This is a genomic window from Nodosilinea sp. FACHB-131 (assembly GCF_014695395.1).
Classification (GTDB): domain Bacteria; phylum Cyanobacteriota; class Cyanobacteriia; order Phormidesmidales; family Phormidesmidaceae; genus Nodosilinea.
Genome location: NZ_JACJOF010000016.1, coordinates 234,511 through 249,825 on the forward strand (window position 1 = coordinate 234,511; position 15,315 = coordinate 249,825).

The window sequence follows — 15,315 nt, forward strand, 5'->3', positions numbered from 1 at the left end:
CCATGGCTAAGACGACCCCCAAAGTCCCCATCTCTGTGCTGATTCCGGCTAAGGATGAGGAGCAAAATCTGCCCGCTTGTCTGGCCAGCCTGGAGCGGGCCGCGGAGATTTTTGTGGTGGATTCGCAGAGCAGCGATCGCAGCATCGAGATCGCCACCGCTGCTAGAGCCAAGGTGGTGCAGTTTGATTTCAACGGCCACTGGCCCAAAAAGAAAAACTGGGCCTTAGACAACTTGCCCTTTAGCCACGAGTGGGTGCTGATTGTCGACTGCGACGAGCGCATTACCTCAGAGCTGTGGGACGAGATTGAGACCGCTATTCAGCGGCACGAGTTTGACGGCTACTACCTCAACCGCCGGGTATTCTTTCTCGGCACCTGGATTCGCCACGGTGGCAAATATCCCGACTGGAACCTGCGCCTGTTTCGCCACCAAAAGGGCCGCTACGAAAATTTGCAAACCGCCGATATCCCCAACACGGGCGATAACGAAGTGCACGAGCACGTGATGATCGAGGGGGCCGTGGGCTATCTCAAGCACGACATGCTCCACGAAGACTTTCGTGATCTGTACCACTGGTTGGCCCGCCACAACCGCTACTCCAACTGGGAGGCCCAGGTCTACTACAATCTGCTCACCGGCATGGGTGACGGCGGCACCATCGGCGCAAATCTGTTTGGTGATGCGGTGCAGCGCAAGCGGTTTCTTAAGAAGATTTGGGTGCGACTGCCCTTTAAACCGCTGCTGCGGTTTGTGCTGTTTTATGTGCTGCGGCTAGGGTTTTTAGACGGGCGGGCTGGCTATATCTATGGGCGATTGCTGAGCCAGTATGAGTACCAGATTGGGGTAAAACTGTTCGAGCTGCGGCGGTTTGGTGGGCAACTCAATGTCACCCCCAAAGAGAATGCGACTTTGCCTCAGCCAGCAGTTAAGCCCTCAATTATTTCGGTAGAATCAGCCCCTTAAGACCTTCTAGCGGCGGCTGATTATGACGGTTCCCCCTGATGTTAATTCCAGCCCTTTAGAGGCCGCTGTTGACTCTCGCCCCTGGGTGCGGCTCGATGCCTACGACCAGTCGTGGTACAAACCGGGGCGATCGAAGGTCGTCATTCTGCTGTGGTGGCTGTTGCAGGCGGTGCTATTTCCCCTCACGCCCCACGCCTCCCATGGGCCAAGGCGCTGGCTGCTGCGCCGGTTTGGAGCCACCATTGGCCGGGGCGTGGTGATTCGCCCTACGGCTCGGTTCACCTACCCTTGGAATGTGAGCATCGGCGACCACAGCTGGATTGGGGATGACGTGGTGCTCTATAGCTTGGCCCAGATCACCATTGGTCAACACTGCGTAATTTCGCAAAAAAGCTACCTGTGCACCGGCAGCCACGATATTCACGACCCTCGCTTTGGCTTGATAGTTGCGCCAGTGACCGTTGAGAACGGTGCTTGGGTAGCGACCGACTGCTTTGTGGCCCCTGGGGTGACGGTGGGGGCCAATAGCGTGGTAGGGGCCCGCAGCAGCGTGTTGAAGTCACTGCCGTCGGGGCAAATCTGCTACGGTAACCCCTGCCGTGCTGTAGCACCGCGACAGATGGTGAACGACTAGGGCTAAAATTTGCTCTGTTGTCGTCCACCTCTGCTGTCGAATTGAGTCTAAATAATTGTCGGTGAACGTAGGCAGGAGCGGGGTTATTCGCCTAAATTCTGACAGCTTAAAGGGATGTCTTGTTACCCTTTTGGGCGGTCTTGGTAAGTGGACCAGAGTTTTGCAATTGGGGATAGAACTCAATCACAGGGATGTTTTAACTGTGCTTGGGATAGGGCTTCTTCGTTAGTTAAGTCGAGGCGCAGGGGCGTCATCGAGACATAGCCTTGGTCTACAGCCCAGCGATCGGTCCCCGCTTCAGGGGCCTCCATCGGTACCACGGTGAACCAGAAGTGCTGCCGGCCCATCGGATCCTTACTAGGCATGACCTGGCCATCGTATTGCCGCACTGACTGACGAGTCCAGCGCAGGCCCTGAGGGGCATGGTCGGGAAAGTTGACGTTGACTAAAGCTAGATCTGGATCTGGCAAGAGTAGCTCTAAAACCTTGGCTAGATGAGGTTTTAGCAGGTCAAAATCGGGCTCGCTCTCGATCGCGGGCGCACTGAGGGCAATGCCGCGCAGCCCCAGCAGAACGGCCTGCTTGGCTGCCGCGAGGGTACCCGAATGCCACATCGCATTGCCTAGGTTGCTGCCTAAATTGATACCTGACAGCACTACGTCTACTTTGTCCCAGTTGTAAGCGCCCAGTGCTACGCAGTCGGCGGGGGTACCGTTGACGCGGTAGGCCTCAAAATCTTGCAGTGGTGTGCGCTTGTAGGAGAGGGGGCGCGAAGCCGTAATGGAGTGCCCTGCCGAGGACATTTCTACATCGGGCGCAACAATACGCACTTGACCAAAGGTTGCGGCTACCTCTGCTAAGGCTGCAATACCAGGGCTGTAAATTCCGTCGTCGTTAGCAATAAGTATTCGCATCTAAACCTCTTTTCCTCCTTTAGTGTTACCACCATCTGCCTCTGTGTTGAGGGATGGCAGGGCCACAGGCTCTAGACTGGTCAAATCCTGTTTTTGGGCTTTTTAGAGAATTTTTATGGAAGTTACGCTGATCCATAATTCCAAGGCTGGTGATGATAATCAACCTTCCAAAGATGTACTTTTATCTTTAATTGAGCAGGCTGGTTATGACGTTAACTACCAGTCGGCCAAACACGACAACTGGGTTGCCGCCTTGGAAAACCCTGGCGATTTGGTAGTCGCTGCTGGGGGGGATGGCACTGTGGGTCAGGTGGCCCAACGACTGGTTGGGCAAAATATTCCAATGACTGTTTTGCCCCTAGGGACAGCCAATAATATTGCCAAAACGTTGGGCTTGATGGACATCCCTCTAGAGCAGCTTGTTGAAGGATGGGCCACTGCGCAACGCATTAAGTCTGATAGTGCGATCGCCAGCGGAGCCTGGGGCACAACTCAGTTAATTGAAAGTTTAGGTATGGGACTATTTGCTCACACCATGTCTAAGGTTGAGAACAGCGGGCATCTAAAGCATACAGAAAGCGCTGAAGACGAATTGACGACTGTTTTAAACCTGTTGAAACAGCGCGTTTCTCGATGTCCTGCCCGAGCCTTAACCCTTTCCTTGGATGGCAAAGATATTTCAGGTGAATATGTCTTGCTGGAGGTTATGAACATTCAATATGTTGGACCCAACCTCCACCTTGCCCCGACTACAAGCCTTAATGACGGGCTGTTGACTGTTGTGCTGGTGCGAGAAGGCCAACAAAATAAAATTACTAACTATCTGACAGACTGCTTAGCTGGCAAATGCGATCTAGCTCCGTTCACACAGTATCAGGGTCAGCACTTACAGATTCGGGGAGAAGAATTTGATATCCACGCTGATGACAAAATTTTGTCTAAGGGTGATTTAGCGTCGCCAGATGGCTCCATCGTGATTGATGTAAGTGTTGCACCCCAATCGCTTGAATTTCTTTTGCCTGAATCCTAATGAGTGGTCGATTAGGAGGCAGGGTCTGATAGCAAGGGTTGGCCAACTTACTCCGAGATGTGCTTGAGCACGCGCTTGTCAGTAGCAGACAGCACGTCTTCCCCAGATTCCTCTGCTTGACGGGCGCGATCGCTCAGTTCCTTCATTTTTTGACTAGCGGCGTCTCGGCCACGCTCGATAGCCTCGTTACGAGGTTCAGTCTTACCAATAATCTTCTTAGTAGTGTCAAGCCCGCTGTAGACATCTTTTGAGAGGTCCTCTGCTTGGTTAGCGGCCTGTTCGAGCTGAATGGGTGCTGGCTTAGGCTCGATAACCTTGGCCTGGCTGGCTGGGGATAGGGTAGTGCTCCAAAGAATTAACCCAATGGCGATAGTGACAATACCAGCGCCAATCGCAGAACTCAGTATAAATATCCGCTTGCGAACGCCCATAATGCCTCCCATACAATGCCTTTAGCTTAGGTAAGGGGCCTAGCTTTGCCATCCTTCTGCGGGGAGACACCTATGTAGCCGTCGCTAGGCGCTGAGTAGCTAGTCTCAAGTAGCATTGCGCTGCGTATTGGTTATGCACCGCTTAAGTTTCGGGATTGACGTGAAAGAGCTGGGGGTGTGGTGCGTCTTGGCACACTAGATAAAACTCTCGCCCTCGCTTGGAAATTTTGGCCTTTTCGCCATTGGCGCAGTTCACTTTAATCGGGGTGTTGCCCTCACAATCGGCACACTTGAAATAGTAGCCATATTTGCCGTAGACAACGGCTAAGTGGCTGCTGCCGCAGGCGCGACAGGCGGGAACTAAAGCGGTCTCGGCGGATGATGGAACAGCTCGTGCTGGGGTTGTCTGTGGTTGAGGTGAAGGGGCTGGTTGCGTCTGGGGTTTGACGGTAGTTGAGGCAGAATCCTTGAGGGTAATTGGAGCTGGTGCCGTTTGAGGTCGGGGTAAGGGTGATTGATCAGACTGCGATTTGGCGACGGGAAGAACAACCTGCTTAGGTCTCGAAATAGAGGGTGGTTCTACAGAATTGGGCAGAGCTGTAGGAGCCTCTAGAGGGGGTAGCTGAGGTTGAGGACTGTGCTGTTGCAGCAAAAATTCCGCTAGGTTGGTTACTTTCCTGTCGCTAAATTCGGCCCCGGCATCCCTCACGTTGAGGGAGAATAAACTGCTGGCCCGACGATAGGCGGCATGCATTTCCTGAATTCGTTTAGTAATTTGATCGGCCTTGAGTACCTGCTGAGTGGCAAAACCGGGAGGACGCTGAATCACCCCGATGTCAGAAATAGCGACTAGCCCATCAAAGGGAACTGAGGCAAAGGTGAATTGGAGCGTGAGTACTTTGCGGAAAAACTGATCAACGTGGTCGTTCAGTAGGGCCTTGAGCAACTCTGCCTGGCGCTCAACTTGCAGCAGGGGAGACGGCATGCCCTGCCAAACTGACCCTACCTGGCGCGACCATTCCCCCTGCTCATTGACCCGAATTTGCGTGGTGACGCTCTTACTCTCGATCAAAATAAAGCCGTGGGTGCTTATTAGCAGGTGGTCGATTTGGGCCACCTCTCCTCGGCGCTCTAGCCGCAATCCATTTATTACCTTGATGTTAGGATCCTCGCCGAATGCCCGGCGCAGGTAAAACGCCATTTGTTCTTCTGCCCTGTGCCCCGCCTGCACCTGCTTACTGGCATTGGGGGCAATAGGATCCAGCTCTTTAGCAATCATGACGAGTAGGCCTAGGACTTTAGCCTTAATACAGTGCCCAGTTTCTAGTCTTTAGTTGCGTGAGCAACGGGAATGGCTTTGCTACGTCAGTGCTGCTCTTCCAAAACGGCCAGCAGTTCTAAGAAGACGCCGTTGGTCCAGCCAAAGCCGACTTCGTTGGTGCTGTAGCCAAACTTAATGTCGTTAGATACTTCGCCTGTGCAGGTTTCGATGTTGTACTTTTCGAGCAGCACGCCGCAGCGCTCAAAGTCTTTGACCAGCATGGAAACAAATTTTTCGGCCAGACGTAGGGCCTCGGCTTTGTAGCCGTAGCGCAGCAGGCCTTTCACCACAAAGTATTGGAAGGGTGCCCAGCCAAAGGGAGCATCCCACTGGTTGCCGGAGACAACATTGCTGGTTTTAAATCCCCCAGCGGCTTCGAAGTCAGGCAGATTGTCCACTAAACGCTGGGCTTGCTCTGGGGAAGCCGCACCGCTCCACAGCGGATAGAAGGCGGTGGCGTATTCGTAACGGCAGTGGCAGCGTTCTCGAAAGTTGTAGTCGAGGTAAAAGCCGGTGTTTTCGCTCCACAGGTAGCGGTCAATGAGCTCTCTGCGGTAGTCGGCGCGATCGCACCACTGCTGGGCCAGGGCAGAGTGCCCTAAAATATCGTGAATCTGGGCCAGATCTTGCTCCATCTGGTGCAGCAGCACGTTGAGACAGACCGGCGCGTAGTGGATCACATCGACGCTGAAGGGGCCAAAGCGATTGGTGGGGTCGAGACCCGACTCGCGCATGGCGCGATCGCCCCTGTAAAACAGATCGGTCAGCTCGTCGGCCTCAGAGTCGTAGTAGAGCGAGGCATCGTAGTCGGTGACGTCATGGTCGCGGTAGTAGGCTTTCACCCGGTCAAAGTGGCTGCGACCCTGCTCATCAAGCTCGGAGTACAAAACCTCGGGGGCGGGGCCACTGACTACAGAAAAGTATCGCGATAGCCCGGTGGCCTGATTGAGGTGGGGCGGCACCACCCAGTAGTAGTAGTAGCTTTCGAGCTGGGGCAGGGTGCTGAGTAGCCAGCCAGTATCTTGGCAGTGCTCGTACCAGGCCAGCACCATAGGCGACAGCAGCGGCGGCTGCGATCGGTTGAGGTAGTAGGTGCGGTTGGCGTTGAGCACAGTGCCGTAGTGCTTGACCTCGTAGAGCAACTGCTCAATCAGGCTTTGGGCTAAGGCGTACTTCTGGTCGTGCAGCAGACCGAGCAAAATAAAGTAGCTATCCCAGCCGTAGAGTTCGTTGAACCGTCCGCCCGGTACCACGTAGTCGCCCGGCAGATAGAGTAGCCCGTGGTTGTCGATCTGCTCGCACTCCAGGGGCAGGTTTCTGACCGAAACTTGCGCTAAATCCTCCGGCGGCACCGACTGTTTTAGCCGCTCTACCACCTGCTCAAGATCCTCCTGGCCAGAAATGTAGAGCAGCCAGGGGCCATCTTTCTCATGCTCAATTTTTTCGTCGTAGGCGGCGGCGAGCAGCTGGTCGTGGGAACGAGTCAACACCTGCCACTGATCTCGAATGTAGGTTTTAATCGCGGCGATAGTGGGAGATTCGAGAATCGATGAAGTCTGCAAGAGCATAGGCAGTGCTTGGGTTGGGTTAAACAGCGTCAAGCCCAAGCAGCCCCGGGAGGACTAGGGGCTGCCGGGGCAGAGTCGTGGCGGAGACCGCCGTCGCTGGGCTACTCAGCTATCAAGATGGCGACCGGAAAAGTGGCCAACAGCTCTGACAACTTGGCGTCCTCAGCAGCGGTAAAGGTATCGCCGGTGATCCAGTTCTTCCACTGGGAGGCGTTCCCCGGCAGGGCCAGGGTGGTCTCGCCCCACACCTGGCCAATGGGATACTCTCCCGGCTCGGCAAGGCTGGTGAGAAAGCGGGGGGCGATCGCCACCACCCACTGGTCGTCCCACTGGCGGGCAAAGGCCAAAATGTGCTCTTCCGCATCACCGCGCGCAAACAGCGGCTGGTAGTCGCCCTGCTCAAACAGCTGGGGGTAGGCCTGCCGCGCCGCCAGCCCACAGTGGGTAATCCACAGCTTAATGCGTCCGTCTTGGCGATACTCCAGCAGGTTTTTGAGCAGGGCAGCGCGATCGCCCCACTGCTGCAGTTCCTGGAGCCAGTGACGACGCAGATTGTAGTCGACGGGGCGGCGGTTGTCGGGGTCGACCAGGCTAAAATCCCACAGTTCCTGGCCCTGGTAGAGGTCGGGCACCCCCGGCAGCATCAGCTTGAGCACCACCTGGGAGAGCGAGTTGTAGATGCCGTATTCGGCAATCCGCTGCTGAAACTTGCGAAACTCTGGCAGAAAATTGTTCTTTTCGCCGGGGGTCAAAATGGCGCGGGCAAAGGCCACATAGCCGTCTTCGTAGTCGGCGTCGGGGCGCAGCCAGGCGGTGTGCACCTTGGCTTCGCGCACGGCTTTGACCACGTAGTCGGCAACGCGATCGCTAAAGCTCGCCAGCTCGCTATCCTCAAACGGAAACGCCCCCACTAAGGTTTGATAGAGAAAATATTCGTCGTTGGCGTCAGGCACCACCTGGTCGCGCACCACCGTCTTGTGGCTGCCGTTGAGGCTGCGCCAGAGGTTGACGGCCGTTTCCCATTCGCTAGGAATCTCAGACAGCACATTGAGCCGAGCGCGCACGTCTTCGCTGCGCTTGGTGTCGTGGGTCGAGCTAGCGTTCATGGCGTGGGGCCACTGCTGCTGCCGCTGCTGCTGCCGCTGGTGAAACTGCCGCATGGACAGGCCAAAATGCCCCGGTGTGCCACCCACCTCATTCAGGCTGATAAAGCGGTTGTAGCCGTAGAAGAGGGTGTCTTCTAAGCCTTTGGCCATCAGCGGGCCGGTGAACTGCTGCAGGCGCATGACGAAGTGCAGCCACTGGGCCTTTTCTTCCTCGGGCAGCGAGCCTTCAAAGTTGAGCGATAGGAATCGTTCGATTAAATTGAGCTCGTTGATTAGCTGGGGAATGCGCTTGCGGGCGGCCTCAATGGACTCCTGCACGTAAGCCAAGTCGCGCTCAGAGATCTTCTCCTGGTTGACGTAGGTGCAGTAGATCGGGAAGGCAATTAGCACTTCTTCGATGGCGGTGCGGAGGCCGTAGAGGGTGAGGTCGCGCCCGTAGCGATATTGCTGACAGACACGCTTGAGAAACCGCGCCAGGTTGTTGATGTCGCCAACCAGGTTGGTCTCAGCAATCAGCCGTTTTTTGGCGGCTACCAGCTCGGGGTAGGGGGTGTTTTCGCCGGTCAGCTGTTGGTAGATGTGGGTAAAAGCGTCTTGGTTGTCCTGCTGGCAAAAAACGCCGTTGAGCTGAATCAGCGAGTCGTAGCCAGAGGTGCCCTGAATTGGCCATTCAGGGGGCAGGGTTTCTTCATCTTCAAGAATTTTCTCGATGACGATGTAGGTGTCGCCCAGCCGCTGGCGCAGCCGCTCTAGATAGCGGGTGGGGTCGTAGAGCCCGTCGATGTGGTCGATTCTGACGCCGGTGAAATCGCCGGTTTTGACCAGCTTGCAGATCAGGTCGTGGGTTTGGTCAAAGACCTCTTCGTTGTCGATCTTGAGGCAGATCAGCTCGTTGACGGTGAAGAACCGCCGGTAGTTGAGTTCCTCAGCCCCTACCTTCCAAAACGACAGGCGGTAGAACTGTTCTGAGAGCAGTTCGTCGAGCAGATCAAAGCTGCTGGGCTGGTCAGGAGTGCCGTTAAAGATCACCAGGTTCTGGTCAATGAATTCGCGAACGGCGTCGCTTTCCTGGTAGACATCCCACAGCAGCCCTTTGGCAAACTGAGCCTGGTCGCGATATTCACGGCCCTTGAGATCAACGATCGCATTTTTAACCAGGTAGAGAATGCCCGAGATCTTGACGAAGGTGCGATCGCTGGTGTCGAGCTGCTGCGCCAGCCGCCCCGACTGATAGCTCAAAAACCGCCCGTAGGACTCGATGCGCACCGGAAACCGCAGGCCGTAGTAGTTGACGCTCAGCCCAGTCTCGTCGTAGCTGAGCTGAATCTCGCCCCGCTCGAGGCAGCGATCGTAAAAATCGCCCAGCATGGGGGCTAAGACGCGGCCCCCCAGCTCCTCTGGCCCTTCCCACTCAATGTCGAAGAAGTTGAAATATTCTGAGTCGGGGCCGTACTCCATGATGTCCATGAGGTACGGGTTTTGGCCGTCGTAGGCCATATGGTTGGGCACAATGTCTTGCAGCCAACCCAAGCCGTGGTGGTGCACCGTATCAATCAGCGGCTGAAACGCCGCTTCGCCGCCTAGCTCGGGGTTGAGCTGGGTGGGGTCAACCACATCGTAGCCGTGGGTACTGCCCTTTCGCGCTTTGAAAATCGGCGAGGCGTAGATATCTGAAACCCCAAGGTTTTTGAGATATTCCACAATATCTTGGGCCGCAGCAAACCCAAAATCTGGGTTGAACTGAAGCCGGTAGGTTGCGAGAGGGATACGCATGGCGAACTCAGAAAGGATGAACGATTAGATAACCTGTGCCAGGCCGGAATTGCCGCTGGGGCCGATAGCTCTCAAGCTGGCCTTGGTATAACCCAGAGTGTCTAGAGAGTCAACCGCTCCTACATCGTTGTGTAGAGGGCAAACCCAAGCGGGGGCACTTCTATAGACTGGGCCTCGGTGATTTTTTCGGGAAGGGATGAGCCTGGCCCAGCCCACTCGGCGGCGGCGGAGTCAAAGGTCAACATCCAGGGCTGCTGGGGCGCTGCCAGGTCGATAACGCTGGCGCTCTGGTTGAAGTTCATCAGGCACAGCAGATGCCCATCGGCGATCGCCCGGCGATAGACAATCACTTTCGTGTCTTCGTCGCTGCTGATCTCCATATCTTTGGAATAGGACGGCGCATTGAGCTTGAGCTGTCGCCGCAGCTCCAGCAGACGTTGGTAGTAGCTCAACATCGTTTTGTGCTTGCCTTCGCCGCGCAGATGCCAGTTTAATTTTGACGCTTCGTAGGTGGCCACCTCGTGGGCGGGGGCGGGTTCACCAAAGCCATGGGCCTCTTTAAACTCGCGTTTGCGCCCCTCGTAAACAGCCTCAATTAAGTCGGGATCGCTGTGGTCAATGAAGTAGTTAAAGGGGGCTTCTTCACCATATTCTTCACCCATGAAAATCAGGGGAATATAGGGCGAGGTCAGCAGTACTCCCGCCGTCAGTTTGAGGGCATCAAAGGGCACCAGTTTAGTGAGGCGATCGCAGCCCTTCGCATTGCCAATTTGGTCGTGGTTTTGAGCGCAGACAATGAATTGATCGGAGGGCAAATCGGTGGCAGAGTTGCCGTGTCGTCGATGCCGGAAGGGTGAATAGGTGCCGCTATAGACAAAGCGATCGCGAATTGCCGTCGCCAGGGCCTCGCAGGTGCCAAAGTCTTGGTAGTAGCCGTAGCGTTCGCCGGTAATCATCGTGTGCAGCGCGTGGTGAAAATCGTCGCTCCACTGGGCGCGTAGGGCAAAGCCCCCCTGCTCGGCGGGGCGAATAATGCGGGTGTCGTTGAGGTCGCTTTCGGCGGTGACATAGAGCGGCTTGCCCACCTGCTCAGACAGCTCCGCTACGGCCTCGGCCATCTCGGCCAGCAGGTGCTTGGCGCTAAAGTCGTAGATGGCGTGAATGGCGTCGAGCCGCAGCCCGTCGATGTGAAACTCGCGCAGCCAGTAGAGCGCATTTTGAATGCAGTAGTGCCGCACCCCGTCCGACCAGGTGTCGTCAAAGTTGATCGCGTTGCCCCAGGGGGTGTTGTATTTGTTGGTGGTGTAGGGGCCGTAGCTGCCGGTGTAGTTGCCCTCTGGCCCCAGGTGGTTGTAGACCACGTCTAAAATCACCGCCAGCCCTTCGCGGTGGCAGGCATCGACCAGGCGCTTGAGCCCGTTGGGGCCGCCGTAGGAGTTTTGGGTGGCGTAGGGAAACACACCGTCATAGCCCCAGTTACGCTCGCCGGGGAACTGCGCCACCGGCAAAATTTCGACGGCAGTGATGCCCAAGGCTTTGAGGTCGGCTAGCTGGGCGATCGCTGAGTCAAAGGTGCCTTCGGCGGTAAAGGTGCCGACGTGCATTTCGTAGATAACGTAGTCTGACCAGGGAATATTTTTCCAGGCTTCGTCGCCCCATTTGTAAGTGTTGAGGTCGACCACCGCCGAGGGGCCATGTACCCCCTCGGGCTGATAAAACGAAGCTGGATCGGGCCGCACATCGGCCTCGTTTAGACAGTACTGATATTGTGTGCCTTCGGCCACGTCATCAACCGAAATTGTCCAATAGCCTTCCTCACTTTTCTGCATAGGAAAGGAGGCTTTTTTAGGCGAGAGAAGCCGCAGCTCGACGGAGTCTAGCTCAGGCCCCCAAAGTGTAAAATGGCACTGTCCATTGTCTTGGAGAATGGCTCCAACTTTGAGGTCTGATCTCATGGGGAATAATCTTTTGTAGGCGAAGGTAGGGGGCGATGCTCAAGCGAAGCATCACGCTCCGTAACTTTATCAGCGCCAATTTGATTCCCAATCTCCTCTTAGATAGATCTTGCTCTTCACTTCGACAGAAATCATGGCGCCCAGCAGGAACCCTACAGTCAAAAGGATTAGAGGCTTCTCTAGCTGTGCCTGACTTACCCTTTCATGCCCTCAACGCTTTTTTAGACGGGGTGCAGCTGCCTGAGCTAGAGGCGGCTGACTACTATTACCAGGGCTACTGCCCCCGCACGGGGCAGCACTACCAACTGCCCCGCACGGCGCTGGCTCGGGCGATCGCCCAAGCCCTCATGGCCCAGCTCGGCGACGCCCACGCAACCGAGGGCAAGATGTTTGGGGTGCTGGTGGTGCAATCGCCCGATGGGCAAACCGGGGTGCTCAAGGCGTTTTCGGGGCTGTGGCAGGGGCAAGAGCGGGTGCCTGGTTGGGTGCCGCCGATACCGGGAAGGCATGAGGTAGCGCTGCAAGAGGCCCGCACCCTCAATGCGCTGGAGGTGATCAAAGACCGCCTGCTGGTGTTGCAGCGGTTGCCAGAGCGGGAGGCTTACGCTCAGTTGCAAGAGGAGTTGGCCGAGGCTCGCCAGGTGTTGAACCAGCGGCACCGCGATCGCAAACAGGCCCGCGATCTCCAGCGCCAAACCTTAGCTAGCATCCTTACTGGAGATGTGCTTACGGACGCTCTGACGGCACTGGAGCAAGAGAGCCGGGGCGATAAGGCCGAGCTGCGGCAGTTTAAGCAGCGGTGGGGCGATCGCCTTGCCCCTCTAGAAGCCACTATCCAATCTGCCGATGCCGAAATCGCTGACCTTAGGCGACAGCGCCGCGCCCTATCCCGCCAGCTTCAGGCCGAGATGCACGCGGCCTATACCCTCACCAACTTTGCAGGCGAATCCTTAGCCATCCAAAATTTAGCGGGGCAAGGAAATCTGCCCACGGGCACCGGCGATTGTTGTGCGCCCAAGCTGCTGCACGCGGCGGCTCAGCACGGTCTGGTGCCCCTGGCGATGGCTGAGTTTTGGTGGGGATCGGCTCAGGGCGACAAGCAGCCGGGCGAATTTTATGGGGCCTGCGCCGATCGCTGCCAGCCAATCATGGGGTTTTTGCTGTCGGGATTGTCGGCTCAGGTTTTGCAGATGGCAGACATCCCCGTAGGGGCGCAGCATGCTGCGCCCCTACAACCCCCGCAAGCTGGGGACGTTCAACCAGGGTTTGAGATTACTGTTCTATATCAAGACCTGTGGATGATCGCGGTGGATAAACCGGCGGGGCTGCTGTCGGTGCCGGGGCGCTACCGCGATCGCCAAGACAGTGTGCTCACCCGCTTGCGATCAGCCCTGCCCGAGGGAGCGTTTTTGCAACCTGTGCATCGGCTCGACCAAGACACCTCTGGGGTGCTGGTGCTGGCGCTCGATGCCGACACTCACCGCCAGCTCGGCCAGCAGTTTGAGCAGCGCCGGGTGCAGAAGACCTACCAGGCGATCGTGGTAGGGAATGTTGCCGAATCGTCGGGGATCATTGACCTGCCGCTGTGGGGCGACCCGACGCAGCGGCCTCGGCAACAGGTAAATTGGCAGCACGGCAAGCCCAGCCAAACCAAGTTTGAGATGCTGAGCCGCGAGGGAGGGCTGACGCGAATTGCTTTTTACCCACTGACGGGGCGCACTCACCAGCTGCGGGTGCATGCGGCTCATGGGCTGAATGCGCCAATTTGGGGCGATCGCCTCTACGGCCAGAGCGAACCGGGGCAGCGGCTACACCTGCACGCTCAATCGCTGCAATTTACGCATCCGCACAGAATGGATGCTATTCTTCTGGACTCCACCGTGCCGTTTTAGCTAAGGCAGCTTTTAGGAAGCAGTTTCCTCAGTGGTGGGCACTGCCCACCCTACCTCTGGCCGCAGAGCAGAGTAGGTTGGGTGGCGCGAAGCAAAACCCAACAAAACTAGCCCTGGTGTTGGGTTTTCACTGCGTTTAACCCAACCTACCTCTTTCCAACCTTTATCCCATCACCCCCTTACCCCATCACCCGATCGCGCTGGCTGTAGCGCAGCACATCGCCGACGTCGGGGCGAATGATCAGGCCGTTTTCGGGAATGTCGATCGCATGGCTCCAGCTGACGCGCTCGAGGTAGCCGAGCAGGTGTAGGCGATCGATGGCGTGCTGGGTGTCGTCGGGGGAGCCAACCAGGTAGTGCCGCAGTCGGCGGTGCGACACCACAGCTAAAGGAATTGTAGGCAGCGGAGTCTGTGCCGCCCCCTGGATGTAGGGCGGCAAAAAAGATTGAGCTTGCAACATTTAGAAAGTCCTCAACAGCAGAACAAAGCGTAGGGTGGGCACTGCCCACCACCCAGCCACAGCGTTTCAGCGACCTCACGGGCAGCAAAAACTAGGCCCCCGCGATCGCAGATGGCAAAAGAACAGGATGGGTAACGGTAGAATGGGGCACGACAGCAGGAACTCACGCACCTCAGCGCTCGATGGATGCCGGGTTCGCTGCTGATTAGCAACTAGACACATTGTCTAGACAACTCGTCTATTTGTCAAGCTGTCTAGACAGCTTGTCTTGTTCTCTCACTGGATGACAAGGCAAACTGCGGCTGAAATGGAAGAATCGCCACTTAGGAAATTGCGGGAAGAGATGGGCATGTCTCAGGAAGACTTTGCCCGCAGAATTGGTACCTCAGCCCGCACCATTAGCCGATGGGAGACTGGCGATAGCGTGCCGTCGTTTACCATTGCCCAAATGAAGGCGCTAGATGCACTATTGCTAGAGCACGGTAAGGCATTGAAGGACTTGCCCGATAGCTTTGCGGCAGGTTGATTGGGGCGATCGCCCCCGCCTTTAAGGTGTTTCAGCAAAAAGACTCGGCGCTTCGAGAAAATTACTCGGCATTCCGAGAAAGTTACTCGGAAGGTGGAGCAGATCGCTCGGTGCTTCGAGAAAATAACTCGGTGCTTCAAGAAAACAACTCGGCATCTGGAGTAAACAACTCGACGTTTCGAGAAAATTACTCGACACTTGGGGTAAATTCCTCGGAATCTCAACTTCCGGGATTGAAGACAAAGTACAGAACTGGCAGGAACCTGGTATGACTGACCCCGTTACGACCATTACCGCCAGTGCGATCGCATCTCTGGCCTTTCAAAAGTTTATCGACTCGGCGGCTGGGGAGCTGGCCAAAAAGTTTTCGACCGAGGCAATCGCCAAAATGGATATTTTGCTGAAGCGCATTTGGTCAAAGCTCAGCGGCAAGCCACGCATTGAGGAGGTCAAAGCCACTCTCGACAAAACCGCCAAAATTACCCCAGAGCAAGTGAACCAAATCGCTGCCTACCTGCAAGTAGCGATGGATGAAGATCCCAGCTTTGCCCGCGACGTGCAAGTGCTGGCTCAAGAGATTAACGCAGGCAAGCTGATCGACCAGAGCACCATGACCCAAAACAACTACGACAACGCTAAAGGCTGGCAAACCAACGTCGAAGGCGGCACCGCCTACATCGGCGACATCAACATCCACAACACCCCACCCACCACCCCGTAGGGTGGGCACTGTCCACCA

13 protein-coding genes are annotated in these 15,315 nt (G+C 56.3%); 6 read left to right on the forward strand and 7 right to left on the reverse strand.

What is annotated here, in order from left to right:
- Positions 1–2 precede the first annotated feature (2 nt).
- Both H6F75_RS11185 and hpsU read left to right on the forward strand, forming a co-directional pair.
- Positions 3–965 (forward strand): glycosyltransferase family 2 protein, encoded by a 963-nt coding sequence (locus H6F75_RS11185; protein ID WP_190752148.1) that lies wholly within the window; start codon positions 3–5, stop codon positions 963–965.
- Between the two features lie 22 nt (positions 966–987).
- Positions 988–1,599 (forward strand): hormogonium polysaccharide biosynthesis acetyltransferase HpsU, encoded by a 612-nt coding sequence (gene hpsU, locus H6F75_RS11190; protein WP_190752150.1) that lies wholly within the window; start codon positions 988–990, stop codon positions 1,597–1,599.
- A 179-nt stretch (positions 1,600–1,778) separates the two neighbouring features.
- Here the strand turns inward: hpsU and surE are convergent, their stop codons facing one another.
- The gene (gene surE, locus H6F75_RS11195) at positions 1,779–2,513 is read right to left on the reverse strand and encodes a 5'/3'-nucleotidase SurE (RefSeq protein ID WP_190752159.1); all 735 of its coding nucleotides are present in this window, start codon (positions 2,511–2,513) and stop codon (positions 1,779–1,781) included.
- Positions 2,514–2,628: 115 nt separating this feature from the next.
- Between surE and H6F75_RS11200 the strand changes: the two genes are divergently transcribed.
- Positions 2,629–3,543 carry a diacylglycerol kinase family protein gene (locus H6F75_RS11200; protein ID WP_190752161.1) on the forward strand — a complete coding sequence of 305 codons (915 nt, stop codon included), beginning with the start codon at positions 2,629–2,631 and terminating at the stop codon, positions 3,541–3,543.
- A gap of 47 nt (positions 3,544–3,590) precedes the next feature.
- On the opposite strand, the gene H6F75_RS11205 is transcribed toward H6F75_RS11200, so the two are convergent.
- The 5 genes from H6F75_RS11205 to treZ all read right to left on the reverse strand — a co-directional run bounded on the left by H6F75_RS11205 (position 3,591) and on the right by treZ (position 11,697).
- On the reverse strand, positions 3,591–3,974 hold the full coding sequence (locus H6F75_RS11205; protein ID WP_190752163.1) for a hypothetical protein: 384 nt from the start codon (positions 3,972–3,974) through the stop codon (positions 3,591–3,593).
- A 142-nt stretch (positions 3,975–4,116) separates the two neighbouring features.
- Positions 4,117–5,253 (reverse strand): nuclease-related domain-containing protein, encoded by a 1,137-nt coding sequence (locus H6F75_RS11210; protein ID WP_190752165.1) that lies wholly within the window; start codon positions 5,251–5,253, stop codon positions 4,117–4,119.
- Positions 5,254–5,339: 86 nt separating this feature from the next.
- Positions 5,340–6,863 carry a trehalase family glycosidase gene (locus H6F75_RS11215; RefSeq protein ID WP_190752168.1) on the reverse strand — a complete coding sequence of 508 codons (1,524 nt, stop codon included), beginning with the start codon at positions 6,861–6,863 and terminating at the stop codon, positions 5,340–5,342.
- A gap of 101 nt (positions 6,864–6,964) precedes the next feature.
- Positions 6,965–9,742 carry a malto-oligosyltrehalose synthase gene (treY, locus tag H6F75_RS11220; protein ID WP_190752170.1) on the reverse strand — a complete coding sequence of 926 codons (2,778 nt, stop codon included), beginning with the start codon at positions 9,740–9,742 and terminating at the stop codon, positions 6,965–6,967.
- A gap of 119 nt (positions 9,743–9,861) precedes the next feature.
- On the reverse strand, positions 9,862–11,697 hold the full coding sequence (treZ, locus tag H6F75_RS11225; RefSeq protein ID WP_190752172.1) for a malto-oligosyltrehalose trehalohydrolase: 1,836 nt from the start codon (positions 11,695–11,697) through the stop codon (positions 9,862–9,864).
- Positions 11,698–11,882: 185 nt separating this feature from the next.
- Here treZ and H6F75_RS11230 point away from each other — a divergent pair, with 185 nt between their 5' ends.
- On the forward strand, positions 11,883–13,589 hold the full coding sequence (locus tag H6F75_RS11230; protein WP_347710637.1) for a pseudouridine synthase: 1,707 nt from the start codon (positions 11,883–11,885) through the stop codon (positions 13,587–13,589).
- A gap of 179 nt (positions 13,590–13,768) precedes the next feature.
- On the opposite strand, the gene H6F75_RS11235 is transcribed toward H6F75_RS11230, so the two are convergent.
- Positions 13,769–14,050 (reverse strand): hypothetical protein, encoded by a 282-nt coding sequence (locus H6F75_RS11235; RefSeq protein ID WP_190752177.1) that lies wholly within the window; start codon positions 14,048–14,050, stop codon positions 13,769–13,771.
- 283 nt (positions 14,051–14,333) lie between these two features.
- Here H6F75_RS11235 and H6F75_RS11240 point away from each other — a divergent pair, with 283 nt between their 5' ends.
- Together H6F75_RS11240 and H6F75_RS11245 are read left to right on the forward strand one after the other, a co-directional pair.
- Entirely contained in the window at positions 14,334–14,576 is a 243-nt protein-coding gene (locus tag H6F75_RS11240) for a helix-turn-helix transcriptional regulator (RefSeq protein WP_190752179.1), read from the forward strand.
- A 268-nt stretch (positions 14,577–14,844) separates the two neighbouring features.
- Positions 14,845–15,297, forward strand: a complete 453-nt coding sequence (locus tag H6F75_RS11245; RefSeq protein ID WP_190752180.1) for a hypothetical protein — start codon at positions 14,845–14,847, stop codon at positions 15,295–15,297.
- The last annotated feature ends 18 nt before the right edge of the window (positions 15,298–15,315 follow it).